Source organism: Acidimangrovimonas sediminis, from assembly GCF_002871005.1.
GTDB lineage: Bacteria > Pseudomonadota > Alphaproteobacteria > Rhodobacterales > Rhodobacteraceae > Acidimangrovimonas > Acidimangrovimonas sediminis.
Window position 1 is genome coordinate 240321 of the sequence record NZ_PHSN01000012.1, and the last position, 24955, is coordinate 265275.

22 protein-coding genes are annotated in these 24955 nt (G+C 69.6%); 10 read left to right on the forward strand and 12 right to left on the reverse strand.

Annotation, left to right across the window (positions count from 1 at the left end):
- Window positions 1–72: 72 nt before the first annotated feature.
- From CVV76_RS12180 to CVV76_RS12210, 7 genes are all read right to left on the reverse strand, one after another.
- Window positions 73–1491, reverse strand: coding sequence for an FGGY-family carbohydrate kinase (locus CVV76_RS12180; protein WP_102224916.1), 1419 nt, complete (start codon window positions 1489–1491; stop codon window positions 73–75).
- Entirely contained in the window at window positions 1488–1802 is a 315-nt protein-coding gene (locus tag CVV76_RS12185) for an L-rhamnose mutarotase (protein ID WP_102224917.1), read from the reverse strand. Before CVV76_RS12185 ends, CVV76_RS12180 begins: the two co-directional genes overlap by 4 nt.
- A complete protein-coding gene (locus tag CVV76_RS12190) occupies window positions 1802–2836 on the reverse strand; it encodes an ABC transporter permease (protein WP_102224918.1) in 1035 nt (344 codons plus the stop codon). The genes CVV76_RS12185 and CVV76_RS12190 overlap by 1 nt, the downstream gene beginning before the upstream one ends.
- Complete coding sequence (locus tag CVV76_RS12195; protein WP_102224919.1) at window positions 2833–3822, reverse strand: ABC transporter permease; 990 nt, start codon at window positions 3820–3822, stop codon at window positions 2833–2835. The genes CVV76_RS12190 and CVV76_RS12195 overlap by 4 nt, the downstream gene beginning before the upstream one ends.
- Window positions 3819–5417 (reverse strand): sugar ABC transporter ATP-binding protein, encoded by a 1599-nt coding sequence (locus CVV76_RS12200; RefSeq protein ID WP_102224920.1) that lies wholly within the window; start codon window positions 5415–5417, stop codon window positions 3819–3821. Before CVV76_RS12200 ends, CVV76_RS12195 begins: the two co-directional genes overlap by 4 nt.
- Before the next feature lie 87 nt (window positions 5418–5504).
- Entirely contained in the window at window positions 5505–6521 is a 1017-nt protein-coding gene (rhaS, locus tag CVV76_RS12205; RefSeq protein ID WP_102224921.1) for a rhamnose ABC transporter substrate-binding protein, read from the reverse strand.
- Between the two features lie 37 nt (window positions 6522–6558).
- Window positions 6559–7368 (reverse strand): DeoR/GlpR family DNA-binding transcription regulator, encoded by an 810-nt coding sequence (locus tag CVV76_RS12210; RefSeq protein ID WP_102224922.1) that lies wholly within the window; start codon window positions 7366–7368, stop codon window positions 6559–6561.
- A 194-nt stretch (window positions 7369–7562) separates the two neighbouring features.
- On the opposite strand from CVV76_RS12210, the gene CVV76_RS12215 reads away from it, so the two are divergent.
- A complete protein-coding gene (locus CVV76_RS12215) occupies window positions 7563–9665 on the forward strand; it encodes a bifunctional rhamnulose-1-phosphate aldolase/short-chain dehydrogenase (RefSeq protein ID WP_102224923.1) in 2103 nt (700 codons plus the stop codon).
- Between the two features lie 4 nt (window positions 9666–9669).
- Window positions 9670–10944, forward strand: coding sequence for an L-rhamnose catabolism isomerase (gene rhaI / locus CVV76_RS12220; RefSeq protein WP_102224924.1), 1275 nt, complete (start codon window positions 9670–9672; stop codon window positions 10942–10944).
- Here the strand turns inward: rhaI and CVV76_RS12225 are convergent.
- Window positions 10941–11690, reverse strand: coding sequence for a cyclase family protein (locus tag CVV76_RS12225; protein WP_102224925.1), 750 nt, complete (start codon window positions 11688–11690; stop codon window positions 10941–10943). The two genes, rhaI and CVV76_RS12225, sit on opposite strands and share 4 nt — an antisense overlap.
- The gene (locus CVV76_RS12230; RefSeq protein WP_102224926.1) at window positions 11683–12405 is read right to left on the reverse strand and encodes a GntR family transcriptional regulator; all 723 of its coding nucleotides are present in this window, start codon (window positions 12403–12405) and stop codon (window positions 11683–11685) included. Before CVV76_RS12230 ends, CVV76_RS12225 begins: the two co-directional genes overlap by 8 nt.
- 185 nt (window positions 12406–12590) lie before the next feature.
- Between CVV76_RS12230 and CVV76_RS12235 the strand changes: the two genes are divergently transcribed.
- Genes CVV76_RS12235 through CVV76_RS12270 form a run of 8 tightly spaced genes read left to right on the forward strand, consistent with a single transcriptional unit; the run spans window position 12591 to window position 21790 of the window.
- Complete coding sequence (locus tag CVV76_RS12235) at window positions 12591–13697, forward strand: ABC transporter substrate-binding protein (RefSeq protein ID WP_102224927.1); 1107 nt, start codon at window positions 12591–12593, stop codon at window positions 13695–13697.
- Window positions 13698–13747: 50 nt separating this feature from the next.
- The gene (locus CVV76_RS12240) at window positions 13748–15145 is read left to right on the forward strand and encodes a sugar ABC transporter ATP-binding protein (RefSeq protein WP_102224928.1); all 1398 of its coding nucleotides are present in this window, start codon (window positions 13748–13750) and stop codon (window positions 15143–15145) included.
- A gap of 21 nt (window positions 15146–15166) precedes the next feature.
- Entirely contained in the window at window positions 15167–16138 is a 972-nt protein-coding gene (locus CVV76_RS12245) for an ABC transporter permease (protein ID WP_102224929.1), read from the forward strand.
- On the forward strand, window positions 16135–17091 hold the full coding sequence (locus CVV76_RS12250) for an ABC transporter permease (protein ID WP_102224930.1): 957 nt from the start codon (window positions 16135–16137) through the stop codon (window positions 17089–17091). The genes CVV76_RS12245 and CVV76_RS12250 overlap by 4 nt, the downstream gene beginning before the upstream one ends.
- Window positions 17088–18161, forward strand: a complete 1074-nt coding sequence (locus CVV76_RS12255) for an L-idonate 5-dehydrogenase (protein WP_102224931.1) — start codon at window positions 17088–17090, stop codon at window positions 18159–18161. Before CVV76_RS12250 ends, CVV76_RS12255 begins: the two co-directional genes overlap by 4 nt.
- Entirely contained in the window at window positions 18158–19405 is a 1248-nt protein-coding gene (gene uxuA / locus CVV76_RS12260) for a mannonate dehydratase (RefSeq protein ID WP_102224932.1), read from the forward strand. The genes CVV76_RS12255 and uxuA overlap by 4 nt, the downstream gene beginning before the upstream one ends.
- Complete coding sequence (locus CVV76_RS12265) at window positions 19402–20871, forward strand: mannitol dehydrogenase family protein (protein ID WP_102224933.1); 1470 nt, start codon at window positions 19402–19404, stop codon at window positions 20869–20871. Before uxuA ends, CVV76_RS12265 begins: the two co-directional genes overlap by 4 nt.
- A 16-nt stretch (window positions 20872–20887) precedes the next feature.
- Window positions 20888–21790 (forward strand): sugar kinase, encoded by a 903-nt coding sequence (locus CVV76_RS12270; protein ID WP_102224934.1) that lies wholly within the window; start codon window positions 20888–20890, stop codon window positions 21788–21790.
- A 12-nt stretch (window positions 21791–21802) separates the two neighbouring features.
- On the opposite strand, the gene CVV76_RS12275 is transcribed toward CVV76_RS12270, so the two are convergent.
- The 3 genes from CVV76_RS12275 to phnD are packed head-to-tail and all read right to left on the reverse strand — an operon-like array spanning window position 21803 to window position 24911.
- Entirely contained in the window at window positions 21803–23215 is a 1413-nt protein-coding gene (locus CVV76_RS12275; protein WP_102224935.1) for a PhnE/PtxC family ABC transporter permease, read from the reverse strand.
- A 5-nt stretch (window positions 23216–23220) separates the two neighbouring features.
- Window positions 23221–24039 (reverse strand): phosphonate ABC transporter ATP-binding protein, encoded by an 819-nt coding sequence (locus CVV76_RS12280; RefSeq protein WP_102224936.1) that lies wholly within the window; start codon window positions 24037–24039, stop codon window positions 23221–23223.
- Window positions 24039–24911, reverse strand: a complete 873-nt coding sequence (phnD, locus tag CVV76_RS12285) for a phosphate/phosphite/phosphonate ABC transporter substrate-binding protein (RefSeq protein ID WP_102224937.1) — start codon at window positions 24909–24911, stop codon at window positions 24039–24041. The genes CVV76_RS12280 and phnD overlap by 1 nt, the downstream gene beginning before the upstream one ends.
- Window positions 24912–24955: the final 44 nt, after the last annotated feature.

Sequence of the window (24955 nt, forward strand, 5' to 3'; positions counted from 1 at the left end):
CGTGAAGTGGGCGCTTCACGTCTGACGGCGCGGCGGGAACCTGCGCGCCGTGCAGAGTGCCCGGGCCGACGGTTACAGCGCCTGCCGCCAGCGGCGTGCGTAGCTGCGCAGCGCGGGGTCGTCGGTGTCGCCGACCGGCCGAAGGTCGGGGCGGGCCGTCGCGTCGCCCGGGCGTGCGGCCAGCAGCGCCGCCCCCGCCGAGGTGCCGGTGCGCGAGGCGGAGCGCAGGATCGGCCGCCCGGTCGCGGCGCCCAGCATTCTCAGGTAGGGCAGGTTCGCGGCAAAGGGCCCCTCGACGATCACCGGCCCCGCGGCCCCGGCAAGCCCCAGGCATTCGGCTGTCATCAGCGCAAGGTAGAAGGCGACCGCCGCCGCCCGGGTCGCCGGGTCCAGCCCCGCCTCGGGCACCGACCATCGCATCCGCCGGCCGGGAAACGGGCCGCTTTCGGGCACCACTGCGGGAAGAAGCATCGCCTCACGGGCCAGCGCCCCGGCGATGCCCGCGGGCGTGGCCCCGTCCGGGGCGCCCAGCATCTCGTATTCCCGCCCGCCCATGAAGCGCGCCGAGGGCACGGGGGCGCCAAGGCCGTTGACGTTGATCAGCGTATCGCGCCCCTCGTCCAGCGTCACCGGCGCGCCGCCCACGGCCATGGCAACGACCCACGTGCCGGTCGAGACCACGGCGAAGGGGGCGGCATGGTCCTGCAGGTAGGGCAGGAGCGACGCGTTGGAATCGTGGATGCCGCAATGTACGGGGGTGCCGGGGGCAAGGCCCGTGCGCGCGGCCACGTCGGACCGCAACGGCCCCAGCACCTCGGAGGGGCGGCGCGGCGGCGCAAGCTTGTCCGCGATCCCCAGCCGCGCGGGCAGTTCCGACACCCGTCCTTCGCGCGGCAGCCAAAGGTCGGTGTGACAGCCGAGCGAGGTGACGTCGCTCGCCGCCACCCCGGTCAGCCGGAAGCCCCAGTATTGCGGGTAGGTCACGATCCGTGCGGTGCGCGCCGCAAGCCCCGGATCCCGCGCCATCAGCCAGTGGATCTGCGCCCCGAGGTTCAGGCCCCGCGGCAGCCGGGGCGAGCCCGTCGCGCCAAATCCCGGGCGCAGGGCGTCATAGGTGCCCGTCATCGCGTCGGGCCCGTCGTGTTCGTAATCCAGCACCGGGGCGGCAAGCCCGCCCTCCGCGTCGATCAGTGCCGCAGAGGCGCCGTGCGTGGTGACGGAGATCGCGTCGATCCCGTGGTCGCGCTGCATCGACGCCAGCGCGCCGAGGAGGAAGGCCCAGTGCCCCTCGACGTCGTAATGCGGGTAGGGCGGGCCCGGCAGCACCGGGTTCGGGCGGGTCATCACCGCAATCTCGGTCAGTGTCGACAGGTCGACCAGCGCAAGCTTGGCATTGGTCTTGCCGATGTCGATCACCGCCACATGGCGATTTGCGGCGGGGCGACTTGCGGCGAGGCGACCTGTGTTCGGGCGTTTCGGGGTGGCGCTCATGCGAGGTGGAACATCGTCTCGAGCGGGGCCGAGACCGGCGCGCCGTCGGGGCCTGTTTCCATGATGTCGGCCATGTGCGCCCACCACCGGCGCATCACCGGCTGGTCGGGCAGGCTGTCCATTCCGTGGCCATCCTCGCGCCAGAGCACGGCGAAGAGGATCCGCGTTTCCGCATCGAGGTGGATCGAGTAGTCACGGATCCCGGCGCCACGCAGAAGGGTGACCAGCTCCGGCCAGATCTCGTCGTGGCGGCGGCGATATTCTGCCTCCATCCCGGGGTTGAGGCGCATCCTGAAGGCGATCTTTTCCATCACCCCCTCCGCGCGGCAACCCGCGGCTTCAACCGGGCATAGAGGCGGGGCAGGGCGATCACCCCGATCAGCAGCAGGCCTATGAAGATCGACATCACGATGCCGGGCACGTTCAGCAGGCCGAAGCCGAAGGTGACGAGGCCGATCACCAGCGCCGCCAGCACGACGCCGAGAATGGAGCCGGACCCGCCGAGGATGCTGACGCCGCCCAGCACCGTCATGGTGACGACCTGCAACTCCCACCCGAAGGCGATCGAGGGGCGGGTGGAGCCCAGCCGCGAGGTCAGGCAGATCGCGGCCACCCCGGACAGGAGCCCGGTCAGCAGGAAGAGGATCGCCTTGATCCGCCCGGTCCGGATGCCCGAGAACCGCGCGCCCACGGGGTTGTTGCCGATGGCATAGACCGCGCGGCCGAAGCGGGTGGCGTGCAGGAGGATCGCGAAGGCGATGGCGAGGGCCACGAACAGCACCAGCTCGAACGAGAACACCCAGAAGACGTAGCCCTGCCCGAAATAGGCCAGCCCCGCCGGATAGTCGGTATAGGCGTTCGAGCCGAGGATGATGTAGCTGAAGCCGCGGTAGAGGCTCATCGTGCCGATGGTCACCACGATGGAGGGCAGGCCGAAGCCCGTCACCATCAGCGCGTTGAAGGCGCCGCAGATCAGCCCGGTGCCCAGCCCGATCGCCACCAGCAGGCCCACGCCGGCGCCTGCCGCCGCCGCCGCCCCCATCAGCGTCGAGGTGATGGCGATGATCGAGGCGACCGAAAGGTCGATCTCTCCGGCGATGATCAGCATTGCCATGGGGAAGGCGATGAAGCCGAGTTCGGTGAAGTTGAAGGTGGCGTCCGACAGGTTCCAGGGGTCGAGGAAATAGGGCGAGGCGAAGCAGTTGATGACGAAGATCGCCACCGCCACGAGGGCCAGCAGGAATTCCCAGCTCTTCAGCGCCCGCGCGCCGCGACGGTGCAGGCGGTCGGGAATGTTGCGGGGCGTGGCGGTCGTGGAGGGAGAAGAGAGGGTGGCATCGCTCATGTCCGGGCCTCCAGCGCGGTCTGTTCGACGGATTTCAGGATGATGCGGCCGGGCCGGCGGCTTTCGCGCGCGTTGATCGCCACAGCGGCAAGGATCGCGGCGCCCGAGATCGCCATCTGCCAGAAGGGCGAGACCCCGATCACCGGCAGCGCGTTCTTGGTGATCCCGAGGAACAGCGCGCCGAGAAACGCGCCCGCGACCGACCCCGCCCCGCCCGCGATGGAGATGCCGCCGATCACGCAGGCCGCCACGACATCAAGCTCGAACCCGTTGGCGATGTCGACATAGGCGACAGCATAGCGCGAGATCCAGAGGTAGCCCGCCAACCCCGCCAGCGCGCCCGACAGTGTGAAGGCCCAGAACTGGGTGCGGCCCACGTCGATGCCGGTATAGACTGCGGCATTGGGGTTGCCGCCGACGGCAAAGAAGGCCCGGCCCAGCGGCGTGGCCCGGATCAGCACCACGAAGACCAGAACCACCGCGATGGCGATCCAGGCCAGCACCGGCAGGCCGAGGACAACGGCGCGCGGAAAGCCCTTGAAGGCCCCGCTCAGCGCCTGGTCGTTGATCCACTTGCCTCCCGAGAGGACGAAGATCATGCCGCGGGCGATGGTCATGGTGCCCAGCGTCACGACGATGGGAGGAATATCCAGCTTCCACACCAGCACGCCGTTGATCGCGCCGACCAGCGCGCCCGCGGCGACGGCGGCCAGGATGATCAGCGGCAGGGGCACGCCCGCCACGTCGAGCATCGCCGCGATCATCCCGGCCAGCGCGAGGTTCGCCGCGACCGACAGGTCGATGCAGCGGCACAGGATCACCACCATCTCGCCAAGCGCGAGGATGATCAGCGGCGAGGTGTCGGTGAAGGTGCCGATCAGGTTCAACGGCGCGATGAAGGCGGGAAAGCGCAGCGCGATGGCGCCGGTCATCACCACGATGGCCAGAAGCAGAAGCGCCTCGCGCGATTTCAGGTGGCGGCTCATGCCGGTTCCTCCGTGGCAAGGGGGGCTGCCTTGGCGTCCGCCGCGATCCCGGCGGCGGCCCGCACCAGCACCTCGGGGCTCATCTCCGCCCGGTCGAGGCGGGCGGCGATGCGCCCCTCGCGCATCACGATGGCGCGGTCGGACATGCCCATGATCTCGGGGATCTCGGAACTGACCATGATCACGGCGAGGCCCTCGGCCGCCAGTTCCGCCATGAAGGCATGCACCGCCGCCTTCGATCCGATGTCGATGCCCTTGGTGGGTTCGTCGAGGATGATCACCCGCGGTTTCGTCGCCAGCCACTTGGCGATCACCACCTTCTGCTGGTTGCCGCCCGACAGGTTCGCGATGTCCTGGTCGAGGCTGGCCGCGCGCAGATCGAGGCGTTCGCAATAGGTGCGGGCCAGCGCGAATTCCTCGGCCAGCCGCAGGAACCCGCTGCGCGAGGTGCGGCCCAGCGAGGGCAGGGTGACGTTCTGGAAGATCGGCAACCCCTTGATCGCGCCCTGCTTGCCGCGGTCCTCGGGGACGTAGACGATGCCCTGCCCGATGGCCTGGCCGATTGCGCCCGCGGCGCCGCGGGCCGCCAGGTCCACCTCGCCGATCCGGCAGGCCCCGGCCGAGGGGCGCGAGATGCCGAAGAGGCATTGCATCAGCTCCGACCGGCCGGCGCCCACGAGGCCGTAGAAGCCGAGGATCTCGCCCTCGTGCAGATCGAAGGTGACATCGTCGAATTCGGTCGGATGGCTCAGCCCTTCGACCTGCATCACCCGGGGGCCGGGGGCGGGGGTGCGTTCGGGAAAGATCTGGTCGACGGCGCGGCCCACCATCATCTGCACCAGCTGCGCCTCGGTCACGTCGCGCATGCGGCCGCTGCCGACATGGCGGCCGTCTCGGAACACCGTCCAGCGGTCGGCAATCCGGAAGATCTCGTCGAACTTGTGGCTGATGAACAAGATCGCCTTGCCCTCGGCCTTCAGTCGATCGACGAGGGCGTAAAGCTCGTGGATCTCCTTGTGGCTGAGCGCGGCGGTGGGTTCGTCCATGATCACCACGCGGGCGTCGATGGAAAGCGCACGGGCGATGGCCACGAGGTGCTTCGACGCGATCCCGAGGTCGGACAGTTTCGCGCCCGGGTCGAGGCTGGCGCCGATCCGGGTGAGGATGGCGCCGGCCTCCTGCCGCATCTTCCGCCAGTCAATCAGCCCGAGGGGCCCGCGCGGCGCATGGCCCAGAAAGATGTTCTCGGCTACCGTAAGCTCATCGAACAGCACGGTTTCCTGATGGATCGCGGTCACGCCCGCGCGGGCGGCATCGGCGGCCGAGGGAAAGCGCACCTCCTGCCCGTCAAGGCGGATCGTGCCGCCGTCGGGCTGGTAGATGCCGGTCAGGATCTTGACGATGGTCGACTTGCCCGCACCGTTCTCGCCCACCAGCGCGGTGACCTCGCCGGGGTAAAGCTCCAGCGCGACACCGTCGAGGGCGCGCACGCCCGGAAAGCTCTTGCCGATGCCGTCGAGCGCGAGGACCGGCGGGGCATTGGCCGCGTCGGTCTCGGCATGGGAAAGGGATGTGGCCGGGGGCAGGGCGGTCATGTCGGGAAACCTCCGGTAAAGGGAGAGGTGCCGGCGCGCGCAGGGCCCGGCGAGGGCCGGGGAGCGGGGCGCGTGCCGGCGGGCCGTTCAGAACATCTTGGCGTATTTGTCGACGTTCGAGGCGTCGAAGACGAAGGGCTTGCCCATCACGCCGACGTTGTCCTTGTTGAGCGTCGTGTCGCCCATCTTGCCCATGCCGATCTTGGCGCCGGGCGCGGCCTTCGCCTTCTTGGCGGCAAGGTTGTAGGCCACCATCGTCGCCGCATAGCCAAGGTCGATCGGGTTCCAGAGCGCGAAGCTCTTCGAGGCGCCGGTCTTCACGTGGGCGGCCATCTGCGACGGCAGGCCAAGGCCGGTGACGTTGATCTTGCCGGTCATCTTGGCGTCCTCGACCGCCTGCGACGCGGCCGAGATGGCGACGGTCGACGGGGCGATGATGGTCTTGAGATCCGGGTATTTCTTGATCAGGCCCTGTGCCTGCCGGTACGACTTGTCCGAAAGGTCGTCGCCATAGACCACCGAGACCAGCTTGATCTTGGGATAGTCGGCCTTCATCGCGATCTTCATCGCATCGATCCAGGCGTTCTGGTTCGTCGCGGTGGCCGAAGCCGACAGCACCGCCACCTCGCCGCCGTCGGGCATGTTGTCTGCCGCCATCTTGATCAGCGTCTTGCCGATCAGCGGGGTCGAGCTGTCGTCAAGCTGCATCTCGCGGCCCGCCTTGGCCACGCCGCTGTCGAAGGAGATGACCGTGATCCCGCGCTTCATCGCCTTCTTCAGCACCGGCACCAGCGCGTCCTGATCGTTGGCCGAGATCGCGATGGCATCCACGTGCTGCGCGATCAGCGAATTGATCACCTGGATCTGGCCCTCGGCGGTGGTGTTGGTGGGGCCGGTGTAGATGATCTTGACGTCGCCCAGTTCCGACGCGGCCTTCTCGGCGCCCTTGTCGACCGCGTCGAAGAAGCCGATGCCAAGCGCCTTCACCACGACGGCGATGCGCATCTCCTTGGCCTGGGCCATGGCGCTGGTGGTCATCATCAGGCCGGCTGCCAGCGTGGCGGTGGTCAGGCCCCTCAGGAATGTCTTTCTGGTGATGTTCATGGTCTCTCCTCCCTTGACCGTTCTTGACGTCTTTTGACTACTCCCCGCCGCCTGCCTCCCGCAGGGACGCCCGGGACGCGTCGACCGTGATCAGCCGAATGTCGGCGGCGTCCAGCATCTGCGCCTCGCGGTCGGAAATGCCATCATCGGTGATCACCGTGTGGATCCGCGCCAGCGGGCAGAGCACCAGGCTGGAGCGTGCGCGGAACTTCGACGAATCCACCAGAACCACCAACTCGTCGGCCTGGTCGATCAGCTTCTGTTCGGCCTGGATCAGCAGCGGGTCGCCCTCCATCAGCCCCAGCGGCGCAAGGCCCTGGGCGCCCATGAACATCCTCCGGGCGTAGAAATGCGACGAGCCGTCGTCGTCGAAGGGCGACAGGATGATGTTCTGTTCGCGGTAGATCGCGCCCGCGGGCAGAAGCACGGTATTGCGCGAATTTCGCAGCAAATGCTCGGCGATCGGAAAGCTGTTGGTGAAGACCTGGCAGCGGCGGGTCGACAGCGGATGCACCATCTGGAACGTCGTCGTGCCGCCGTTGATGATGATCGGGTCGCCCTCTTCGCACATTTCGACTGCTGCGCGGGCGATGGCGCGCTTGGCGGCGATGTGGCGGGTCTCGTTCACCATGAAGGGGCGGCCCGACAGCGTGCCGAACTGCGGCGGCGCGATCGCCTCGGCCCCGCCGCGCACCCGGCGCAGCTTCTTCTGGATGTGCAGTGTGGCGATGTCGCGGCGGATCGTCGATTCCGACGCCTCGGTCAGCGCGCAGAGGTCCGGCACGGTGGCGACCGGGCGCTCCTGCACCGCGGACAGAATGATCCTGTGACGTTCGCTCTCGTGCATCTGGTCCTCCCTTGGCCGGCACGCTCTCATCGAAAATCGTCACTGTCAATCAAAAACGGTCATGAATATTTCACAGCAGTCATAGAGTGACAGTTTATGAGTGAATATGATTGACAATCCGCCGCAGGATGACAGGATGCGGCACGTCAGGCGGCGGGCGCAGATTGCCCGCGGCCAGCGCAAGGGAGGATGCCATGCTGGAAAGTGTCGCCGAGTCGCGGCTCGCGGATCTTTGGGATGACGCGGTCGCGGGCAAGATGACCGAGCCCGAGAAGCTGCTGTACCGGTCGAACCTGCTCGGGTCCGACAAGCGGATCACGAATTACGGGGGTGGCAACACCTCGGCCAAGGTGATGCAGCCCGACCCGCTGACCGGCGAGGAGGTCGAGGTGCTTTGGGTCAAGGGCTCGGGCGGCGATGTCGGCTCGATCCGGATGGACGGGTTCGCGACGCTCTACATGGACAAGCTGCGCGCGCTGAAGGGTGTCTACCGCGGCCTTGCCTTCGAGGATGAGATGGTGGGCTACCTGCCGCATTGCACCTTCAACCTGAACCCGCGGGCGGCCTCGATCGACACGCCGCTGCATGCCTATGTGCCGAAACGCCACGTCGACCACATGCACCCCGACGCGATCATCGCCATCGCCGCCTCGGCAAATTCGAAGGAACTGACGCAGGAGATCTTCGGCGACGAGATCGGCTGGCTGCCGTGGAAGCGGCCGGGGTACGAGCTGGGCCTCTGGCTGGAAAAGTTCTGCCTGGAAAACCCCGAGGCGAAGGGCGTGGTGCTGGAATCGCATGGCCTTTTCACCTGGGCCGACGATGCGCGCGACTGCTACCGCCTGACGCTGGACATCATCAACCGCGCGATGGACTGGTTCGCGACCGAGACGGAGGGCAAGCAGATCTTCGGCGGCCCCCGGCACGAAAGCCTGCCCGAGGCAGAGCGCCGGGCCGTGGCCGCGCGCCTGATGCCCGCGATCCGCGGGATGGTGTCGGGCGGGCAGCACATGGTCGGGCATTTCGACGATCAGCCCGCGGTGCTGGAGTTCGTCAATGCGGCGCGGATGCCGGAACTGGCCGCGCTGGGAACCTCGTGCCCCGATCATTTCCTGCGCACCAAGATCCGTCCGCTGGTGGTGGATTTCGATCCCGCCCAGCCTGATGTCGCGGGCACGCTGGATCGCCTCGGCCCGCAGGTCGAGGCCTATCGCGCCGACTACGCGGCCTATTACGACCGCTGCAAGCACCCGGACAGCCCGGCGCTGCGCGACCCGAACGCGGTGGTCTACCTCGTGCCCGGCGTCGGCATGGTCACCTTCGCCAAGGACAAGGCGACGGCGCGGATCTCGGCCGAGTTCTACGTCAATGCGATCAACGTGATGCGTGGCGCCTCGACCGTCAGCACCTATTGCGGCCTGCCCGAGCAGGAGGCCTTCGACATCGAGTACTGGCTGCTCGAGGAGGCCAAGCTGCAGCGCATGCCTAAACCCAAAAGTCTTGCCGGACGCATCGCGCTGGTCACCGGCGGCGCGGGCGGGATCGGCATGGCCACGGCAGAGCGCCTGCTGCGCGAAGGTGCCTGTGTCGTGCTGGCCGATATCGACGAGGCGGGGCTGGCCCGCGCCTCGGATGCGCTGACCGGTCGCTTCGGCAAGGACGTGGTGCGATCGGCACGGATGAACGTGACCAGCGAAGACGCGGTGGATGCGGCCTATGCCGCCATGGCGGTCGAATACGGCGGGGTCGATATCCTCGTCTCCAACGCCGGCATCGCCTCTTCCGCGCCGGTGGAGGAAACTTCCCTCGACCTCTGGAACCGCAACATGGAGATCCTGTCGACCGGCTATTTCCTCGTCAGCCGGGCGGCGTTTCGCCTGCTGCGGCAGCAGGGGCTGGGGGGATCCGTGATCTTCGTGGCCTCCAAGAACGGGCTTGCGGCCTCGCCCAATGCCTCGGCCTATTGCACGGCCAAGGCGTCAGAGATCCACCTGGCCCGCTGCCTTGCGCTGGAAGGGGCCGAGGCCGGGATCCGCGTCAACGTGGTGAACCCCGACGCCGTCCTGCGCGGGTCGAAGATCTGGGAGGGCGAGTGGCTGGATCAGCGCGCCTCGACCTACAAGACCGACAAGGAGGGACTGGAGGAGATGTATCGCAACCGCTCCCTCCTCAAGCGGTCGGTCCTGCCCGAGGACATCGCCGAGGGGGTCTATTTCTTCGCGGCCGAGACCTCGGCCAAGTCGACGGGGAACATCCTCAACGTCGATGCGGGCAACGCCCAGAGCTTCACGAGGTAAGGCCATGATCGACAAGGACCTGATCGCCGCCGGTAACGCGGCGCAGCTTGACGCCCTCACTGCGGATTACGAGGCGCTCGGCGCGCATCTGGCCCGGCGCGGCATCGACATCGACGCCATCAAGACCAAGGTCGCGGCCTATGGCGTGGCGGTGCCGTCGTGGGGTGTGGGCACCGGCGGCACGCGGTTCGCGCGCTTTCCCGGGGGCGGGGAGCCGCGGGATATCTTCGACAAGTTCGACGATTGCGGGGTGATCCACCAGCTGACGGCGGCCACGCCGCGGGTCAGCCTGCACATCCCGTGGGACAAGGCCCCCGTGTCCGATTTGCGCGCCAAGGCGGAAGAGGTCGGGCTGGGCTTCGACGCGATGAATTCCAACACCTTCCAGGACCAGCCGGGGCAGGCGCTCAGCTACAAGTACGGATCGCTCAGCCACACCGACCCGGCGACCCGGGCGCAGGCGGTGGAACACAACCTCGAATGCGTCGAGATCGGCGCGGCGCTGGGGTCGAAGGCGCTGACGATCTGGATCGGCGACGGCTCGAACTTTCCCGGCCAGACCGACCTGACCGGCCAGTTTGAGCGGTACCTGGAGGCGACCGCCCAGATCTATGCGGGCCTGCCCGCCGACTGGCGCCTTTTCACCGAGCACAAGATGTTCGAGCCCGCCTTTTATTCGACCGTGGTGCAGGACTGGGGCAGCAACCTGATGATCGCCCAGCATCTGGGGGAAAAGGCCTTCTGCCTCGTCGATCTGGGCCACCACGCGCCGAACGTGAATATCGAGATGATCGTCGCGCGGCTGATCCATGCGGGCAAGCTTGGCGGCTTCCACTTCAACGATTCGAAGTATGGCGACGACGATCTCGACACCGCGGCGATCGCGCCCTACCGGCTGTTTCTGGTGTTCAACGAACTTGTCGCGGCCGAGGGAAAGCCGGGGTTCACGCCGGCCCACATGCTGGACCAGAGCCATAACGTCACCGACCCGATCGAAAGCCTGATGCTCTCGGCCGTCGAGGTGCAGCGCGCCTATGCGCAGGCGCTTCTGGTCGACCGCGCCGCACTTGCGGGGTTCCAGCAGGAGAATGACGCGCTGATGGCCACGGGCGAACTGAAGGCCGCCTTCCGCACCGACGTGGGGCCGATCCTGGCCATGGCGCGGTTCGAGGCCGGCGCGGCGATCGACCCGGTTGCCACCTTCCGCGCCGCGGGCTACCGCGCCAGGGTGGCGGCGGAGCGTCCGGCGGTCAGCGGGGCAGGGGGCGGGATCGTCTAGGCGCCGCCCGCGCCGGCTGTCTGGTCCGCAATCAGGGCGACGGCGCGCAACGGCGCGCCGGTGCCGTCGCGGATCGGCAGCGGCAGCCCGACCAGCGTGCTGGCGGGCGGCAACAGGCCAAGGTTGTTGAAGTTCTCGCCGATCAGCACGCCATTGCCCAGAAGCGCCCGATGGGCCGCGAAATCCGCGCTGTCGGAGGGGTCGATCGACAGGCAGTCGCACCCCGCCAGCACCACGCCGCGCGCGACCAGAAGCGCCGCCGCCGCGCCCGAGAGGCCGGGCCAGGAGGCGAGGAAGCGTTCCGGGTCGTCGCGAAAGAAACGGTCCCAGCCGAAGTGGAACATCACCGCGTCGCGCTCTTGCAACCGGCCGTGGCGGGTTTCCCACGCCTCGATCTCTTCGGCGGTGACGGGGTGGTCCGGCGCCCGCCCGGGCATCTGAAGGCAGGCCAGCCGCAGGGCGAGCTGGTCCACCGGCACTTCGGCGATGGTGGCGCCGCCGGCCACGAAATGCACCGGCGCATCCAGATGGGTGCCGGTGTGTTCGCCCAGCGACAGCGCGTGGTACTTGCTGACGCCCCCGGTCTCGTAGCTGTCGCACAGGTCGTGGCACATGGGCGGATGACCCGGCCAGACCGGCATGCCGGGATGAAGTTCATGCGTCAGGTCGACGGCGCGGTGGCGCGCGATCAACGCCTCCGGCGTCAACCTTGTGCCGGAGGAGTGCGGGGCGGGCGTGTCAGCCATTGTCGCGCTCGAAGATCTCCGGGCGTTCCCGGCTCAGCAACTCGATGGAGCCGAAGACCTCCTCGAGATGCGCCTGCATCGACTGCCGCGCGGCGGCGGCATCGCCCCCCGCGATCGCCTCGGTGATCTTGCGGTGCTGGGCCAGAAGGGTGGCAAGGTGCTGGCTGTCGGGCAGGCTGAGATAGCGCACGCGGTCCAGCTGGCCCTTGACCGTCTGGAGGATCTTCCAGGCGCGCGGCAGGTCGCAGTGATCGCAAAGCGCCTGGTGGAACGCCTCGTCCAGCGCGAGAAAGCCGGTGCGGTCCCCCGCCGCGATCGCCCGTTTCTGGCGGTCGAGCAGCTCCTCGAGGTAGCGCGCGAGACCCGGCGACATGGTGGCCGCCGCGCGCTCGGCGATGCTGCATTCGAGGGCGGCGCGGATGAACTGCGCCTCGCGCACCTCGGTCAGCCGGATCGGGGCGACGAAGCTGCCGCGCTGGGGCAGGATGTCGACCAGCCCCTCCTCGGCAAGGCGAATCAGCGCCTCGCGCACGGGGGTGCGGCTGACGCCCATCTGCTGCGACAGGTCCGCCTCGCTCAGCCGCTGCTTGGGCGCCAGATCGAGGGTCAGGATCTCGCCGCGCAGGAATCGGTGGATCTGCGACACGATAGGCTGGCGCGCGTCGTAGCGGCGCGTCCAGCGCCGCGCCAGCTGCTCCTCCCCGATCTGCTGCATCCCTCCGGCCCCTCTCGTCACTCGTTCCCGTGATCCCGCGCCGCGCGGGCCGGTCTTCGTGCCGAACCATGCCACGCGCAGACCGTCGCGGCAAGCGTTGACACACTACCATACTAGTCATACTATCCGCTTCAGCAAGACATCGGCAGGAGGCCGGGATGCTTGCCCAGAGGGAGGAAGGATCAATGACCAAGACGTCTTTCAATTCCGGCCGCGTGCTGTCTGCCGGCGTTCTTTCGGCGGTGCTGACCGTGGGCCTCGGCGCGGGGCTTTTCACCGCGGGTGCGGCCTCGGCCGAGATGGCCAAGGGCGATACCAGCGGCATGAAGATCGGCTTCTCCAGCTCCTATTCCGGGTCGTCGTTCCGTCAGGTGATGAACCGCAACTTCGAGGAGACGGCGAAGCAGGCGCAGAAGGACGGGCTGATCGGCGGATACGGCCTTGTCAGCGCGAACAACAACGTGACCGAGCAAGCCGGCCAGATCCAGAACATGGTGCTGCAGGGCTACAAGGCGATCGTCATCCTTGCGGCGTCGGACACGGCGTTGAACGGCGCGGTGCGCGATGCGTGCAGCGCGGGCGTCAAGGTCGTGGTCTTCGCCGGTTCGGTGACCGAGAAATGCGCCTACACGGTGAATTACGACTGGGCCCAGATGGGGAAGGCCGAGGTCGACTATCTGAACGGCCGCCTGAAGGGCAAGGGCAACCTGCTGGAGATCCGCGGCATCGCCGGCGATTCGACCGACAAGGACATCTCGGACGGCATCCACGCCGCCGCCTCCAAGGAGCCGGGGCTGAAATTCGTGGGCACGGTCTACGGCCAGTGGACCCAGACCGTGGCGCAGAAGGAGGTTTCGACCATCCTGCCGACGCTGCCGCAGGTCGATGGCGTGGTGACCCAGGGCGGCGACGGCTACGGCGCGGCGCAGGCCTTCTCGGCCGCCGGGCGCAAGCTGCCGATCATCATCATGGGCAACCGCTACGACGAACTTGCCTGGTGGCAGAAGCAGCACGCCAAGGACGGGTACGAGACGATGTCGCTGGGTGCCACGCCCTCGGTGGTCGAGGCGGCGTTCTGGGTGGCGCAGCAGCTGCTGGCCGGGCGTGACGTGCCGAAGAAGATCGAGGTGCCGCTGCTCACCGTGCAGCAGAAGGACCTTGACGCCTGGGTCAAGGCCACGCCCAAGGGCGGGGTGGCGAACGCGCCCTTCACCCGGGATCTCACCTCGCAGATCATCGACGCCAACGAGAAGGGGGCGGCGCTGCCCGCGATCCCGACGCCGAAGTCCTGAGCCGCGATCCTGACCCAGGGATTTCGGAGCATCTGAGAGGAGGCACGGCGATGGACAAGGTCATCGCGTTGACAGCCGTCACCAAGGCGTTCGGGCCGGTGCGGGCACTCGGCGGGGTCGATTTCGCGATCGCCCCGGGCGAGGTGGTGGGTCTTGTCGGCCACAACGGGGCCGGCAAGTCGACCATGGTCAACATCATGATGGGCACCTTCCCCCCGACCGAGGGTCGGGTGGAGCGGGGCGCGGCGGGCGAGATCCGCTGCGTCTTCCAGGAGCTGTCGCTGTGCCTCAACCTCGACGCGGCCGAGAATACGCGTCTGATCCACCGCAGCCTGCGCGGGCTTGGCTGGCGCAGGCGGGCACGGGCGATGATCGCGGGCCGTCTGGACGCGATCTTCCCCGGCCACGGCATCCCGCCCGAGGCCAAGCTGAGCGACCTGCCCATCGGTCAGCGCCAGATGGTCGAGATCGCCCGCGCCTTCACCGCCGCCGAGGGCGAGGGGCCGCTTGCGATGGTGATCCTGGACGAGCCCACCTCGGCGCTTGGCGAGGAGGCGACGCAACAGTTCCTCGCCTATGTCCGCAAGGCGGCGGGGGAGGGGGTGGCGATCGTGCTGATCACCCACCGCCTGAACGAGATCTACGCCGTCTCGCACCGCATCGTGGTGATGAAGGACGGCCGCAGCGTGGCCGAGGGCCCCTCGGCCGAGCTGCCCAAGGAACGGCTGGTCGAGCTGATGGGCGGTCATGCGGTGCCGGTCGAGGGCGAGGACATCCCCGCGGTCGCCACGCGCAAGACCGATCCGAACGCCCCGGTGATGGTGACGCTTCCCGGCGCGGTGCCGGTTGAGGCACGCAAGGGCGACATCATCGGGTTTACCGGGCTCGACGGTCATGGCCAGCGCGAGGCGCTGGTGGCGATCCAGACCGAAGGGCGGGGGGCGAAGGCCGCCACCGCCTTTGTCGCGGGCGACCGGCAGGCCGACGGCGTGCTGCCGGTCTGGTCGATCGCGCAGAACCTGACGATCTCCTGCCTCGCCACGATCCGCCGGGGCGCGTTCCTGTCGCCCGCGGCGGAGCGCGCCTTTGCCGAGGAATGGCGCGAGCGCATCGGCATCCGGATGCGCGACATCGACCAGCCGCTGACCGAACTGTCGGGCGGCAACCAGCAGAAGGTGCTGTTCGCCCGCGCGCTGGCCGCCCCCGCTCCGATCGTCCTGCTGGACGACCCGATGCGTGGCGTCGACGTCGGCACCAAGGCCGAGGTCTACCAGACGATCCGCAACGAGGCCGACGCGGGCCGCACCTTCGTCTGGTTCTCGACCGAGCTTGAAGAGCTTGAGAACTGTGACCGGGTCTACGTGTTCCGCGAAGGCGCGCCGGTCGCCTGCATCCCGCGCGAGGCGCTGTCGCAGGACGCGATCATCGCGGCCTCGTTCCAGTCCTGAGCCAGTCTTGAGGAGGCCGCAATGACCGCCGTGACAGACGTTCCGACCGCCGCCACGCCCGCCCGCAAGCCTGCGCTGGCCCGGCTGGCCCCGATCCTGCTGCCGATCGCGATCCTCGTGGTGATCCTCGGGATCGTGTTCTGGATGCGCCCGATCGCGATGAGCTACTTCGGCCTGACGCTGATGCTCAAGCTCTCGGTGCCGCTGATCTTTGCCGCGCTCAGCCAGATGCTGATCATCTCGCAGGGCGACCTCGACCTGTCGACCGGGGCTTATGTCGGCTTCGTCACCTGCGTCTCGGCGGTCTATCTGGGCAGCGACCCGGCGCTTGGCTGGGCGATCATCGCGGGTTCGGTGGTGCTGCAGGGCCTCGTGGGGCTGTTCACCTGGCTGCGCCGTCTGCCATCGATCGTGGTGACGCTGGGGATGTCCTTCGTGTGGCTGGGCCTTGCGCTCTTCGTGCTGCCGACGCCGGGGGGGCAGGCGCCGAACTGGCTGACCGCGATCCCGCAGTGGCGGCCGCCCTACGTGCCGCTGCCGATCGTCGTGGCCATCCTCGCCATCCTCGTGTTCGAGGTGACGCTGATGCGCTCGGCCGCGGGCGCGGTGCTCAGGGGCGCGGGCGGGAACCCGGCGGCGGTGACGCGCGCCGGCTGGTCGGTCGCAGGGCTACGCACGGCCGCCTATGTCCTGGCCGCGATCTGCGCGGTGTTCTCGGGGCTGGCGCTGTCGGCGCTGACCACCTCGGGCGCGCCCAACATCGCGCCGGCCTATACCCTGCTGTCGATCGCCAGCGTGATCCTGGGCGGCGGGGCATTCATCGGCGGTATCGTCTCGCCCTTCGGCACGGTGATCGGCGCGGTGACACTGACGCTCGTGTCGTCGGTGCTGACCTTCGTCAACGTGCCCTCGGTCTGGCAGATCGGGGCGCAGGGGGCGCTTCTGGTCGTCGTGCTGCTGGCGCGGGGCCTCGTATCGGGAGATCGGACATGAGTGTTGCACCCGCGCGCGCCGCGCGCCGGCTGAGCCTGCCTCCCTCGGCCTATGGCTTCATCGCCGCCGCCCTGCTGTGGGGCGGAACCATGCTCCTGTCCGACGGACGGGGCGGGATCGAGATGCTGAGCGTCGCGCTCTCGTTCTCGATCTTCTCGGTCGCGGTCGGGACGGGGCAGATGTTCGTCATCGCCTCGGGGCCCGGCAACATCGACCTGTCGTGCCCGGCGGTGATCACGCTCTGCGCCTATGTCTCGATGAACCTGATGGGGGGCGCCGACGGCATGCTGCCCGTGGGCCTGATCGCGGCGCTGGTGCTGGGCGGGGTGATCGGCCTGGTGAACTACGGCCTTGTCCGGGCGCTGAAGATCCCGCCGATCATCGCCACGCTCGCGGCCTCCTTCGTCGTCACCTCGCTGGCGATGTGGTACGGCGGCGAGAGCACGGTGCGGCCGCCGCAGGCGCTGTCGGATTTCATGATCTGGCGGGTTGGCGGGGTGCAGGTCGCCCTCATCCTCGCGCTGATCGGGTCAGGCGTGGTCCACCTCGTCCTGCACCGTACGGTCTATGGCCGCAGCCTGCTGGCGCTGGGGCAGAACGCCCGCGCGGCGCAGCTGGCGGGGATCCGCGTTGGTTTCGTTCGCATGACGGCCTATGCCGTGTCGGGCATGATGGCGGGGCTCTGCGGCTTTCTGCTCGCGGGGTTCACCGGCGGGGCCGCGCTAAACATGGGCGAGGCCTACCTGATGGAATCCGTGGCCGTGGCCGTGCTTGGCGGCACCTCGGTCGCGGGCGGCCGGGCCAGCGCCTTCGGCATCTGGGGTGCCGCGCTGTTCCTCAGCCTGCTGGTCACGCTTCTCAACTCCACCGGGCTGGGCGCGGGGGCGCGGTACCTCTTCACCGGCCTGACCATCCTTGTCGTCATCTTCTTTGCCACGGAGCGCCGCAAATGACCGCCCACACCGCCACCGTGCTGCGCCTTCACGGCGCCCATGACCTGCGGGTCGAGATCGCCGAGGCCCCGGCCCCCGGCCCGGGCGAGGTGCGCCTGCGCATGGCCCGCGGCGGGATCTGCGGGTCGGATCTGCATTACTACGCCCACGGCGGCGTCGGCGCGATCCGCGTGCGCGAGCCGATCATCCTGGGCCACGAGGCGGCGGGATATGTCCTTGACGTCGGGCCCGGGGTCGAGGGGCTGACCCCCGGCACGCTGGTCTCGGTGAACCCGAGCCAGCCTTGCGGTACCTGCGCGCAATGCGCGGCGGGGCGGCCGCGCCACTGCACCGACATGCGCTTCATGGGCAGCGCGATGTTCCTGCCGCATGCGCAGGGCCTCTACCGCTCCGAGATCACGCTGGGCGCGGCCCAGTGCCACCCGCTGCCCGAGGGCACCGACCCGGGGGCGGCGGCCTGTGCCGAGCCGCTGGCCGTCTGCCTGCACGCCGTGGCCCGCGCGGGCGGGGACCTGAGCGGGCAGAGCGTGCTGGTGACCGGCGCGGGGCCAATCGGCTGCCTGACCGTTGCCGCGGCGCGGGCCGCGGGCGCCGCGCGGATCGTCGCGACCGACCTCAACGACGCGCCCCTGAGGATCGCCGAGGCGATGGGCGCCGCATGTGGCCTGAACCTGTCCGCCAGCCCAGATGCGCTGACTGCGGACGTCGCCGAAAACGGTCATTTCGACACGGTGTTCGAATGCTCCGCCGCGGCCCCCGCCATCGCCGGCGCGGTCGAGGCGCTGCGCCCCTGCGGCACGCTGGTACAGGTGGGCGTGGCCGGCAGCGCCGAACTGCCCCTCGGCCGCATCGTCGCGCGTGAGATCGCGTTCCTGGGCACCCACCGCTTCGACGTGGAATTCGCCGAGGCTGTGGCGGCGATCGGCAGCGGCCGGATCGACGTGGCGCCGATCATCACCGCAACCTTTCCGGCGGCGGACGGCGCTGCCGCGCTCGATACCGCGCTGGACCGCAGCCGCAGCTGCAAGGTGCTGATCGCGCTGAACCCGGCAGAGGAGATCCCGGCATGAGACAGACCTGGCGTTGGTTCGGCCCGGCGGATCGCATCGGCGTGGCCCAGATGCTGCAGGCCGGGGTCGAGGGCGTGGTGACCGCGCTGCACCACGTGCCCACCGGCGCGGTCTGGACCCGCGAAGAGATCGCCCGGCGCCAGCATGAGGTCGCCACGCTGCCCGACGGCACGCCCTCGGGCCTGGCGTGGGAAGTGGTCGAAAGCCTGCCTGTCTCGGAGGAGATCAAGCAGCAGACCGGCGCCTGGCGGACCCACCTGGAGACCTGGAAGCAGTCGATGCGCCACCTCTCCGAGGCGGGGATCAAGGTGATCTGCTACAATTTCATGCCGGTGCTGGACTGGACCCGGACCGATCTTGCCTGGCCCCGCCCCAGCGGCGCGCGCTGCATGCGCTTCGACCTGACCGACTTCGCGGCCTTCGACCTGCACATCCTTGGACGCAAGGGCGCAGCCGAGGATTTCCCGCCCGACGTGATCGAGGCCGCGGCACGGCGCTTTGCCGACATGCCCGAGGCCCGGCGCGCGGAGCTGGCGAAGAACGTGGTCTTCGGCCTGCCCGGCGCGGCCGAGAGCTTCGGCCTCGACGAGGTGCGCGCGCACCTGGCGCAATACGACGGGATCGACGCGGCCCGTTTGCGCACCCATCTTGTGGATTTCCTCGCCGAGGTCACGCCGCTGGCCGAGGAACTGGGGATGCGCCTGTGCTGCCATCCCGATGATCCGCCCTTCCCGCTGCTGGGCCTGCCGCGGGTGATGTCGACGCCCGCGGATTATGCCTCGGTGATGCAGGCGGTGGACCTGACGGCCAACGGGATCACGCTTTGCACCGGGTCGCTGGGCGCGCGCGCCAGCAACGATTGCGTGCAGATGATGCGCGATCTCGGCGACCGGGTGCATTTCCTCCACCTGCGCAACGTCACGATCGAGGGGGAGGCGCCGCTGCGCAACTCCTTCTACGAGGACGAACACCTTTCGGGCGGGCTCGACATGGCCGCCATGGTCTCTGCCATCGTGGACGAGGAGGCCCGGCGCCGTGCCGCCGGACGCGCCGATCATTCGATCCCGATGCGCCCCGACCATGGTCAGGACATCCTGGACGATCTCGGGCGCGGCGCGCAGCCGGGCTATCCGCTGATCGGGCGGATGAAGGGGTTGGCCGAACTGCGCGGCCTTTTCCGTGCCTTCGAACATGCCCGGCAGGTTGCGCGGCCCGGGGCGGCGGCGGTGGATCCCGCGGCATGAGGCTTTCGTCGGCAACCGACCTGCCCGCGGAACTGCGCCCGGGCTACGACCCGCAGGCCCATGGCACCGGCATCGTGCACCTGGGTCTCGGGGCTTTCGCGCGGGCCCATCTCGCGGCGGCGACCGACGCCGCTCTGGCGCAGGCGGGGGGCGACTGGCGCATCCTGGGGGTGTCTCTCCGTTCTTCCGCCCCGGCGGAGGAGCTGACCCCGCAGGACGGGCTTTACACCCTGATCGAGCGTGACGGCACCGGGGCGAAGGCGCGGGTGATCGGGGCGCTGTCGGGGGCGATATGCTCGGCCGGCGATCCGGGTCCGGCACTGGCGGCGATGGCCGACGCCGGCTGCCGCATCGTCACCCTTACCGTCACGGAAAAGGCCTATGGCCTGAACCGCGCGACCCGGGGCTGCGACCCGGATCACCCGGCGGTGGCGGCCGACCTTGCGGCGCCGGACCGGCCGCAGGGCGTGCTGGGCCTGATCGTGCGGGCGCTGGAGATGCGGCGCGCCGGGGGGCTTGCTCCCTTCACCGTGCTGTGCTGCGACAACCTGCCCGAGAACGGCCCCCTCCTGCGCGGGGCGGTGATCGACTTTGCCCGCCGCATCTACCCGGGGCTGGCGGATTGGATCGCGGCGGAGACCAGCTTTCCCGCCACCATGGTCGACCGCATCACCCCCGCCCCCACCGACGCGACCCGGGCCGAGGCCGCGCGACTGACCGGGGCCGAGGATCTGGCCGCGGTCGAGACGGAGCCCTTCCTGCAATGGGTGATCGAGGATAGTTTCCCCCTCGGCCGGCCGGCATGGGAGGCGGGCGGCGCCCTCTTCGTGCCCGAGGTGACGCCCTACGAGGAAATGAAGCTGCGGATGCTGAACGGCAGCCATTCGCTGCTGGCCTATGCCGGGTTCCACGCGGGCCACCGCTACGTCCGCGACGTGATGGCGGATCCGGCGCTGGCCGCGCTGGTCCGCCGCCACCTCTCCGCCGCCGCCGCGACGCTGGCGGAGCTGCCCGGTATCGACCTTGGCGCCTATTCCGATGCGCTGGCTGCGCGGTTCGGGAACCCGGCGATCGCGCACGAGACCTTCCAGATCGCGATGGACGGGTCCGAGAAGATGCCGCAGCGGATCTTTGCCGCGCTGCCCGAGGCGCGCAGCAGGGGTGTCGCGACGCGCAGCTTTGCCTTTGCCACGGCGGCCTGGCTGCGCCATGCGAGCGGCGCGACCCACGACTGCCCGCCCTACGAGCTTCGCGATCCCCGGGCGGCCGAGCTCACCGCCGCGTTCCGGGGGCGCGATGCGGCCGAGATCGTCGCCGCGGTCGCGTCGATGGGCATTGCCCCGCCCGGCGTCTTCGCCGATGAAGGCTTTCGTGAGGAGACGCAGGCCCTGCTGGCCGACATGCTGGCCCGGTCGATGACGGATGTGATCGCCGACGAGGCCCGGGTGGCGGCGGCTTGCGCCTAGGCAAGGGGGACATGCCGTGAAGACATTCGTCGCGCTCGGGGAATGCATGGTCGAGCTTGCTGCGGCCGAGGGCGGGCTGTGGCAGATGGGCATCGCGGGCGACACGCTCAACACGGCGTGGTACGCCCGGGCGCTTCTGCCCGAGGGCTGGGGAGTGGCCTACGCCACAGTGATCGGCCGCGACGCGTTTTCCGAAAGGGTGCCGCCGTTCCTTGCCGGCGCCGGGATCGCGACCGACCGGGTGGCCCGGCATGGCAGCCGCGCCATCGGCCTTTACGCGATCAGCGTGACCGGAGGCGAGCGGAGCTTTTCCTACTGGCGCGACAGCTCGGCCGCGCGGACGCTGGCCGACGACCCGGCGCGGCTGGCCCGGCTGATCGACGGGGCGGATCTGCTGCACGTCTCGGGGATCACCCTCGCGATCCTGCCAGCCGAGGGGCGCCGGACCCTGTTCGCGGCGATTTCCACGGCCCGGGAGGCGGGGACGCGGGTGTCCTTCGATCCCAATATCCGCCCGAAGCTCTGGGAAAGCGCCGGGGCCGCGCGCGCGGCGATCGCCGAGATGGCGGGCCTTGCCGACATCGCCCTGCCCAGCTTCGACGACGAGGCCGCGCTGTTCGGCGACGCGGACACGGCGGCGACCCTGGCGCGCTATGCCGAAGCTGGGGCGGAGACGGTGGTGGTGAAGGATGGCGGCGCCGCGATCGAGGCGCTGCACGCGGGCGAGAGGCTGCGCCTCGACGGGCTGGCCCGCGCCGTCCCGGTCGACACCACCGGCGCGGGCGACAGCTTCAACGGCGCGCTCCTGGCAGAGGTGGTGGCGGGGCGGGCGATCGGCCCGGCGGTGCGTCGCGCGCACGAGGTGGCATCGCGGGTGGTCGGCCACCGCGGGGCGCTGATGCCCTTCGGCACGTTCTGAGGGCGCGGGCCCTCAGCCGGCCGCCATCTCTTCGGGAGCAAGTTCCATCCACCCGGCGCGGCGACGGGTCCAGGCGCTGGCGCGGTCGACCAGCAGGACCAGCACCCAGGTGATCAGCAGGTAGGCCATCATCTTCTGGTAGAAGAACAATTGCTGCGCCTGGAACAGCGCCTGCCCGATCCCGCCGGCGCCGATCATGCCCACCACCGTCGCCTGCCTGAGGTTCCATTCCAGCCGGAAGAGCGTGTGCACGGCCAGCGGCCCCAGCGCCAGCGGCGCCGTGGCATAGGCCGCGACCGTCAGCGGCCGCGCGCCGGTCGCCGCGACCGCCTGCACCGGGCCTGGGCGAACGTTCTCGAAGCTTTCGGCGAACAGCCGGCCGAGGCATCCGCCCGAATGCAGGCCGAGCGCCAGGATCCCCGCCGTCGGCCCGACCCCCGCAGTTGCCACGAGGATCAGGCCGAAGACGACCTCGGGCACCGCGCGCAGCGCCTCGAGCAGGCGCCGTACCGGCACGGCGAGTATGGCGGGCGACAGGCCGCGGGTCGAGGCAAGCCCCATCGGCAGCGCCAGCGCGGCGCCGAGCGCGGTGCCCAGAACGGCGATCCGCACGGTTTCCCAGATCAGCGCGGGCAGGGCGGCCCAATCGCCCGCGTCAAGCTGGGGCGGGAACATCCCGCCGACGGTCTGCAACGCGAAACCGAGGCCCGGCGCCGCGGGCAGGTAAAGCCAGAGCGCCAGCGCCGAGGGCGGCACCAGCGCAAGCAGCCAGACGGGCCGCGCGCGCAGGCGCAGGGTGATCTGGTCGATCGCCGCGACCAGCACGATCAGCACGAGGATCAGCGTGGTCGAGCGCTGGAAGTCGAAGGCGTTCAGCGTGCCCACCAGTTCCGCCCCGAGCCCGCCGCCGCCGACCGCGCCGATGATGACCGAGGCGCGCAACGCGCATTCGACCTCGTAGGAGGCATAGGTCAGCAGGTCGCGCGACTTCAGCGGTACGAGGGCGTAAAGCGCGACCGCCACGGGCCGGGCGCCGGTCGCGCGCAATGCGGCCACGGGGCCGGGCGGCGCGGTGGCGAAGAGGTCGCCGAAATTCTTCGACATCGCGGCGGTGTAGAACACCGCGATCGCGGTCAGCCCGGCACCGGGACCGATGCCGAAGAAGATCACGCACAGGATCGCAAGCGTCAGGTCGGGGATTGCGCGAACCCCCGACAGGACGGCCCGCACCACCCCCGCGCCCGGCCCCCCGAGCCCGAGGTAGAGCCCCACCGGCAGGCTGAGGACCGAGGCCAGCAGCATCGCGCCGAAGGTCATTCCCAGCGTCTCCAGCACCGGGCCTGCCAGCGCGAGAAGATAGGCGGGCGACAGGTCCGGCGGGAAGAACCCGGCGATGAAGCCGAGGGTCGAGGCGAGGCCGTCCATCAGGGCTAGGCCCCGTCCGAGGGTGCGCCGGCTGCCGCAGAACCGGGCACCGCAGAATTGGTCGCCCCGGAATTGGCCTGCGTGGAAACCGTCCGGTCGTCGATCAGCCGTCCGTCACGCATCTCCAGCGTGCGGGGAAAGTATTCCGCCGCGAGGTCGGGCTGATGCAGCGAGCAGATCAGCGCGACGCCCGCCTCCTCGGCCAGCCGCCGCAACAGGCGCAGCACCCCATGCGCGGCCTCGGGGTCGAGCGAGGCGACGGGTTCGTCGGCAAGGATCAGCCGGGGCCGCTGGACCAGCGCGCGCGCGATCGCGACGCGCTGCTGCTGCCCGCCCGAAAGCGTGCCCGCCCGCGCCCGCAGAAGATGGCCGAGGTCGACACGATCAAGGGCCGCGCGGGCCTCGTCCAGCTCGTCGTGCCGGGGCCAGACCAGGAAGCGCAGCGCGCGGGCGCCGGACCAGCGCCCCAGAGCGCCGGCCATCACGTTGTGCGACACGCGCAGCCCCTCGACCAGATCGTGACGCTGGGGGATCACGGCGATCTCGCGGCGCAGCGCGCGCAGGCCGCCGGGATCGCGCGGGTCGACCGCCCGCCCGGCAAGGGCGATCCGGCCCGAAAGCGCCGGCAGGCTTCCGTTCAGCGCGCGCAGGAGCGTGGTCTTGCCCGCCCCGCTCGGTCCGACCAGCGCCACCCTCTCGCCCGGGGCGAGAGAGAAGCTAACCCCCGCGCAGGTAGGGGCGGCCGCGCCGGGCGGCTGGACGCCGAGGTCCCGCACCTCGAGGAGCGGCGCCCCGCCGGGGTGCTGGACGCCCGGCGCCGTCATCAGAACAGCTTGGCCTGTTTCGCGGTGTCGCGCAGCAGGTCGTATTCCTTGTCGTCGGCCTTGACGAATTCCGTGCCGCGCAGGATGTCGAGCACCTTGGAATCCGTCTCCGGCGTCAGCGCGGTGAAGGCCTTCACGATGGCCGTGCGGGTCGCATCGTCGAGGCCCTTGCGCGCGACCCAGACGTAGTCGACGAAGGGCTCCGTGGTGTAGAAGACCGTCACCTTCGCCGGGTCGACCTTGCCGTCCTTGACCATCTGGTGGAACACCGTCTCGTCGCAGGCGCCGGCGGCGACCACCCCCGCCTCGACCGCCTTGATCGTCGCCGGATGGCTGCCGGTGAAGCGGGCCTTGATGTCGGTCTCGGGGTCGATCCCGGCGGCCTTCATCGCGTGGAACGGCATCAGGTGGCCGCTGGTGGAATTGACGTCGCCGAAGGCGAAGCTCTTGCCCTTGAGGTCGGCGAGCTTGGTGATCCCCGACCCGGCCCTGGTGATGAAGAGCGAGTGGAATTCGCGGTCGGTCTTGCGCTGCACCAGCGGGACGGCGCCATAGCGCTTGTGCGCCTTCACGTAGGTCAGCCCGCCGAGGTAGGCGACGTCGAGAGAGCCGTTCCCCAGCCCCTCGACCGTGGCGTTGTAATTGGTCGGCACGATCAGCTTGACCGGACGGCCGAGCGCCTTTTCGAGGTAGGCCTGCAGCGGCGCCTTGGCCTCGACCGAGACCTGGGTGGCGCCGGCATCGGGCACCATGCCGATGCGCAGCGGCGTATCCGCGGCCATCAGCGGCCCGGCGGCCGCCACGGAGCCCGCGGCGATCGCTGTGCCGAGGAAGCCGCGGCGGGTGAATTGGTATCTGTCGTGGCGTGTCATGCTGGAATCCCTCTGCTCGCTGCGGGCGCCGCGCTGCGACGTGC

Excerpts from the sequence above, each read along its gene's own strand:
- CVV76_RS12180 (WP_102224916.1), bottom strand. The coding sequence starts at position 1,491 with ATGAGCGCCACCCCGAAACGCCCGAACACAGGTCGCCTCGCCGCAAGT.
- CVV76_RS12185 (WP_102224917.1), bottom strand. The coding sequence starts at position 1,802 with ATGGAAAAGATCGCCTTCAGGATGCGCCTCAACCCCGGGATGGAGGCA.
- CVV76_RS12190 (WP_102224918.1), bottom strand. The coding sequence starts at position 2,836 with ATGAGCGATGCCACCCTCTCTTCTCCCTCCACGACCGCCACGCCCCGC.
- CVV76_RS12195 (WP_102224919.1), bottom strand. The coding sequence starts at position 3,822 with ATGAGCCGCCACCTGAAATCGCGCGAGGCGCTTCTGCTTCTGGCCATC.
- CVV76_RS12200 (WP_102224920.1), bottom strand. The coding sequence starts at position 5,417 with ATGACCGCCCTGCCCCCGGCCACATCCCTTTCCCATGCCGAGACCGAC.
- rhaS (WP_102224921.1), bottom strand. The coding sequence starts at position 6,521 with ATGAACATCACCAGAAAGACATTCCTGAGGGGCCTGACCACCGCCACG.
- CVV76_RS12210 (WP_102224922.1), bottom strand. The coding sequence starts at position 7,368 with ATGCACGAGAGCGAACGTCACAGGATCATTCTGTCCGCGGTGCAGGAG.
- CVV76_RS12215 (WP_102224923.1), top strand. The coding sequence starts at position 7,563 with ATGCTGGAAAGTGTCGCCGAGTCGCGGCTCGCGGATCTTTGGGATGAC.
- rhaI (WP_102224924.1), top strand. The coding sequence starts at position 9,670 with ATGATCGACAAGGACCTGATCGCCGCCGGTAACGCGGCGCAGCTTGAC.
- CVV76_RS12225 (WP_102224925.1), bottom strand. The coding sequence starts at position 11,690 with ATGGCTGACACGCCCGCCCCGCACTCCTCCGGCACAAGGTTGACGCCG.
- CVV76_RS12230 (WP_102224926.1), bottom strand. The coding sequence starts at position 12,405 with ATGCAGCAGATCGGGGAGGAGCAGCTGGCGCGGCGCTGGACGCGCCGC.
- CVV76_RS12235 (WP_102224927.1), top strand. The coding sequence starts at position 12,591 with ATGACCAAGACGTCTTTCAATTCCGGCCGCGTGCTGTCTGCCGGCGTT.
- CVV76_RS12240 (WP_102224928.1), top strand. The coding sequence starts at position 13,748 with ATGGACAAGGTCATCGCGTTGACAGCCGTCACCAAGGCGTTCGGGCCG.
- CVV76_RS12245 (WP_102224929.1), top strand. The coding sequence starts at position 15,167 with ATGACCGCCGTGACAGACGTTCCGACCGCCGCCACGCCCGCCCGCAAG.
- CVV76_RS12250 (WP_102224930.1), top strand. The coding sequence starts at position 16,135 with ATGAGTGTTGCACCCGCGCGCGCCGCGCGCCGGCTGAGCCTGCCTCCC.
- CVV76_RS12255 (WP_102224931.1), top strand. The coding sequence starts at position 17,088 with ATGACCGCCCACACCGCCACCGTGCTGCGCCTTCACGGCGCCCATGAC.
- uxuA (WP_102224932.1), top strand. The coding sequence starts at position 18,158 with ATGAGACAGACCTGGCGTTGGTTCGGCCCGGCGGATCGCATCGGCGTG.
- CVV76_RS12265 (WP_102224933.1), top strand. The coding sequence starts at position 19,402 with ATGAGGCTTTCGTCGGCAACCGACCTGCCCGCGGAACTGCGCCCGGGC.
- CVV76_RS12275 (WP_102224935.1), bottom strand. The coding sequence starts at position 23,215 with ATGGACGGCCTCGCCTCGACCCTCGGCTTCATCGCCGGGTTCTTCCCG.
- CVV76_RS12280 (WP_102224936.1), bottom strand. The coding sequence starts at position 24,039 with ATGACGGCGCCGGGCGTCCAGCACCCCGGCGGGGCGCCGCTCCTCGAG.
- phnD (WP_102224937.1), bottom strand. The coding sequence starts at position 24,911 with ATGACACGCCACGACAGATACCAATTCACCCGCCGCGGCTTCCTCGGC.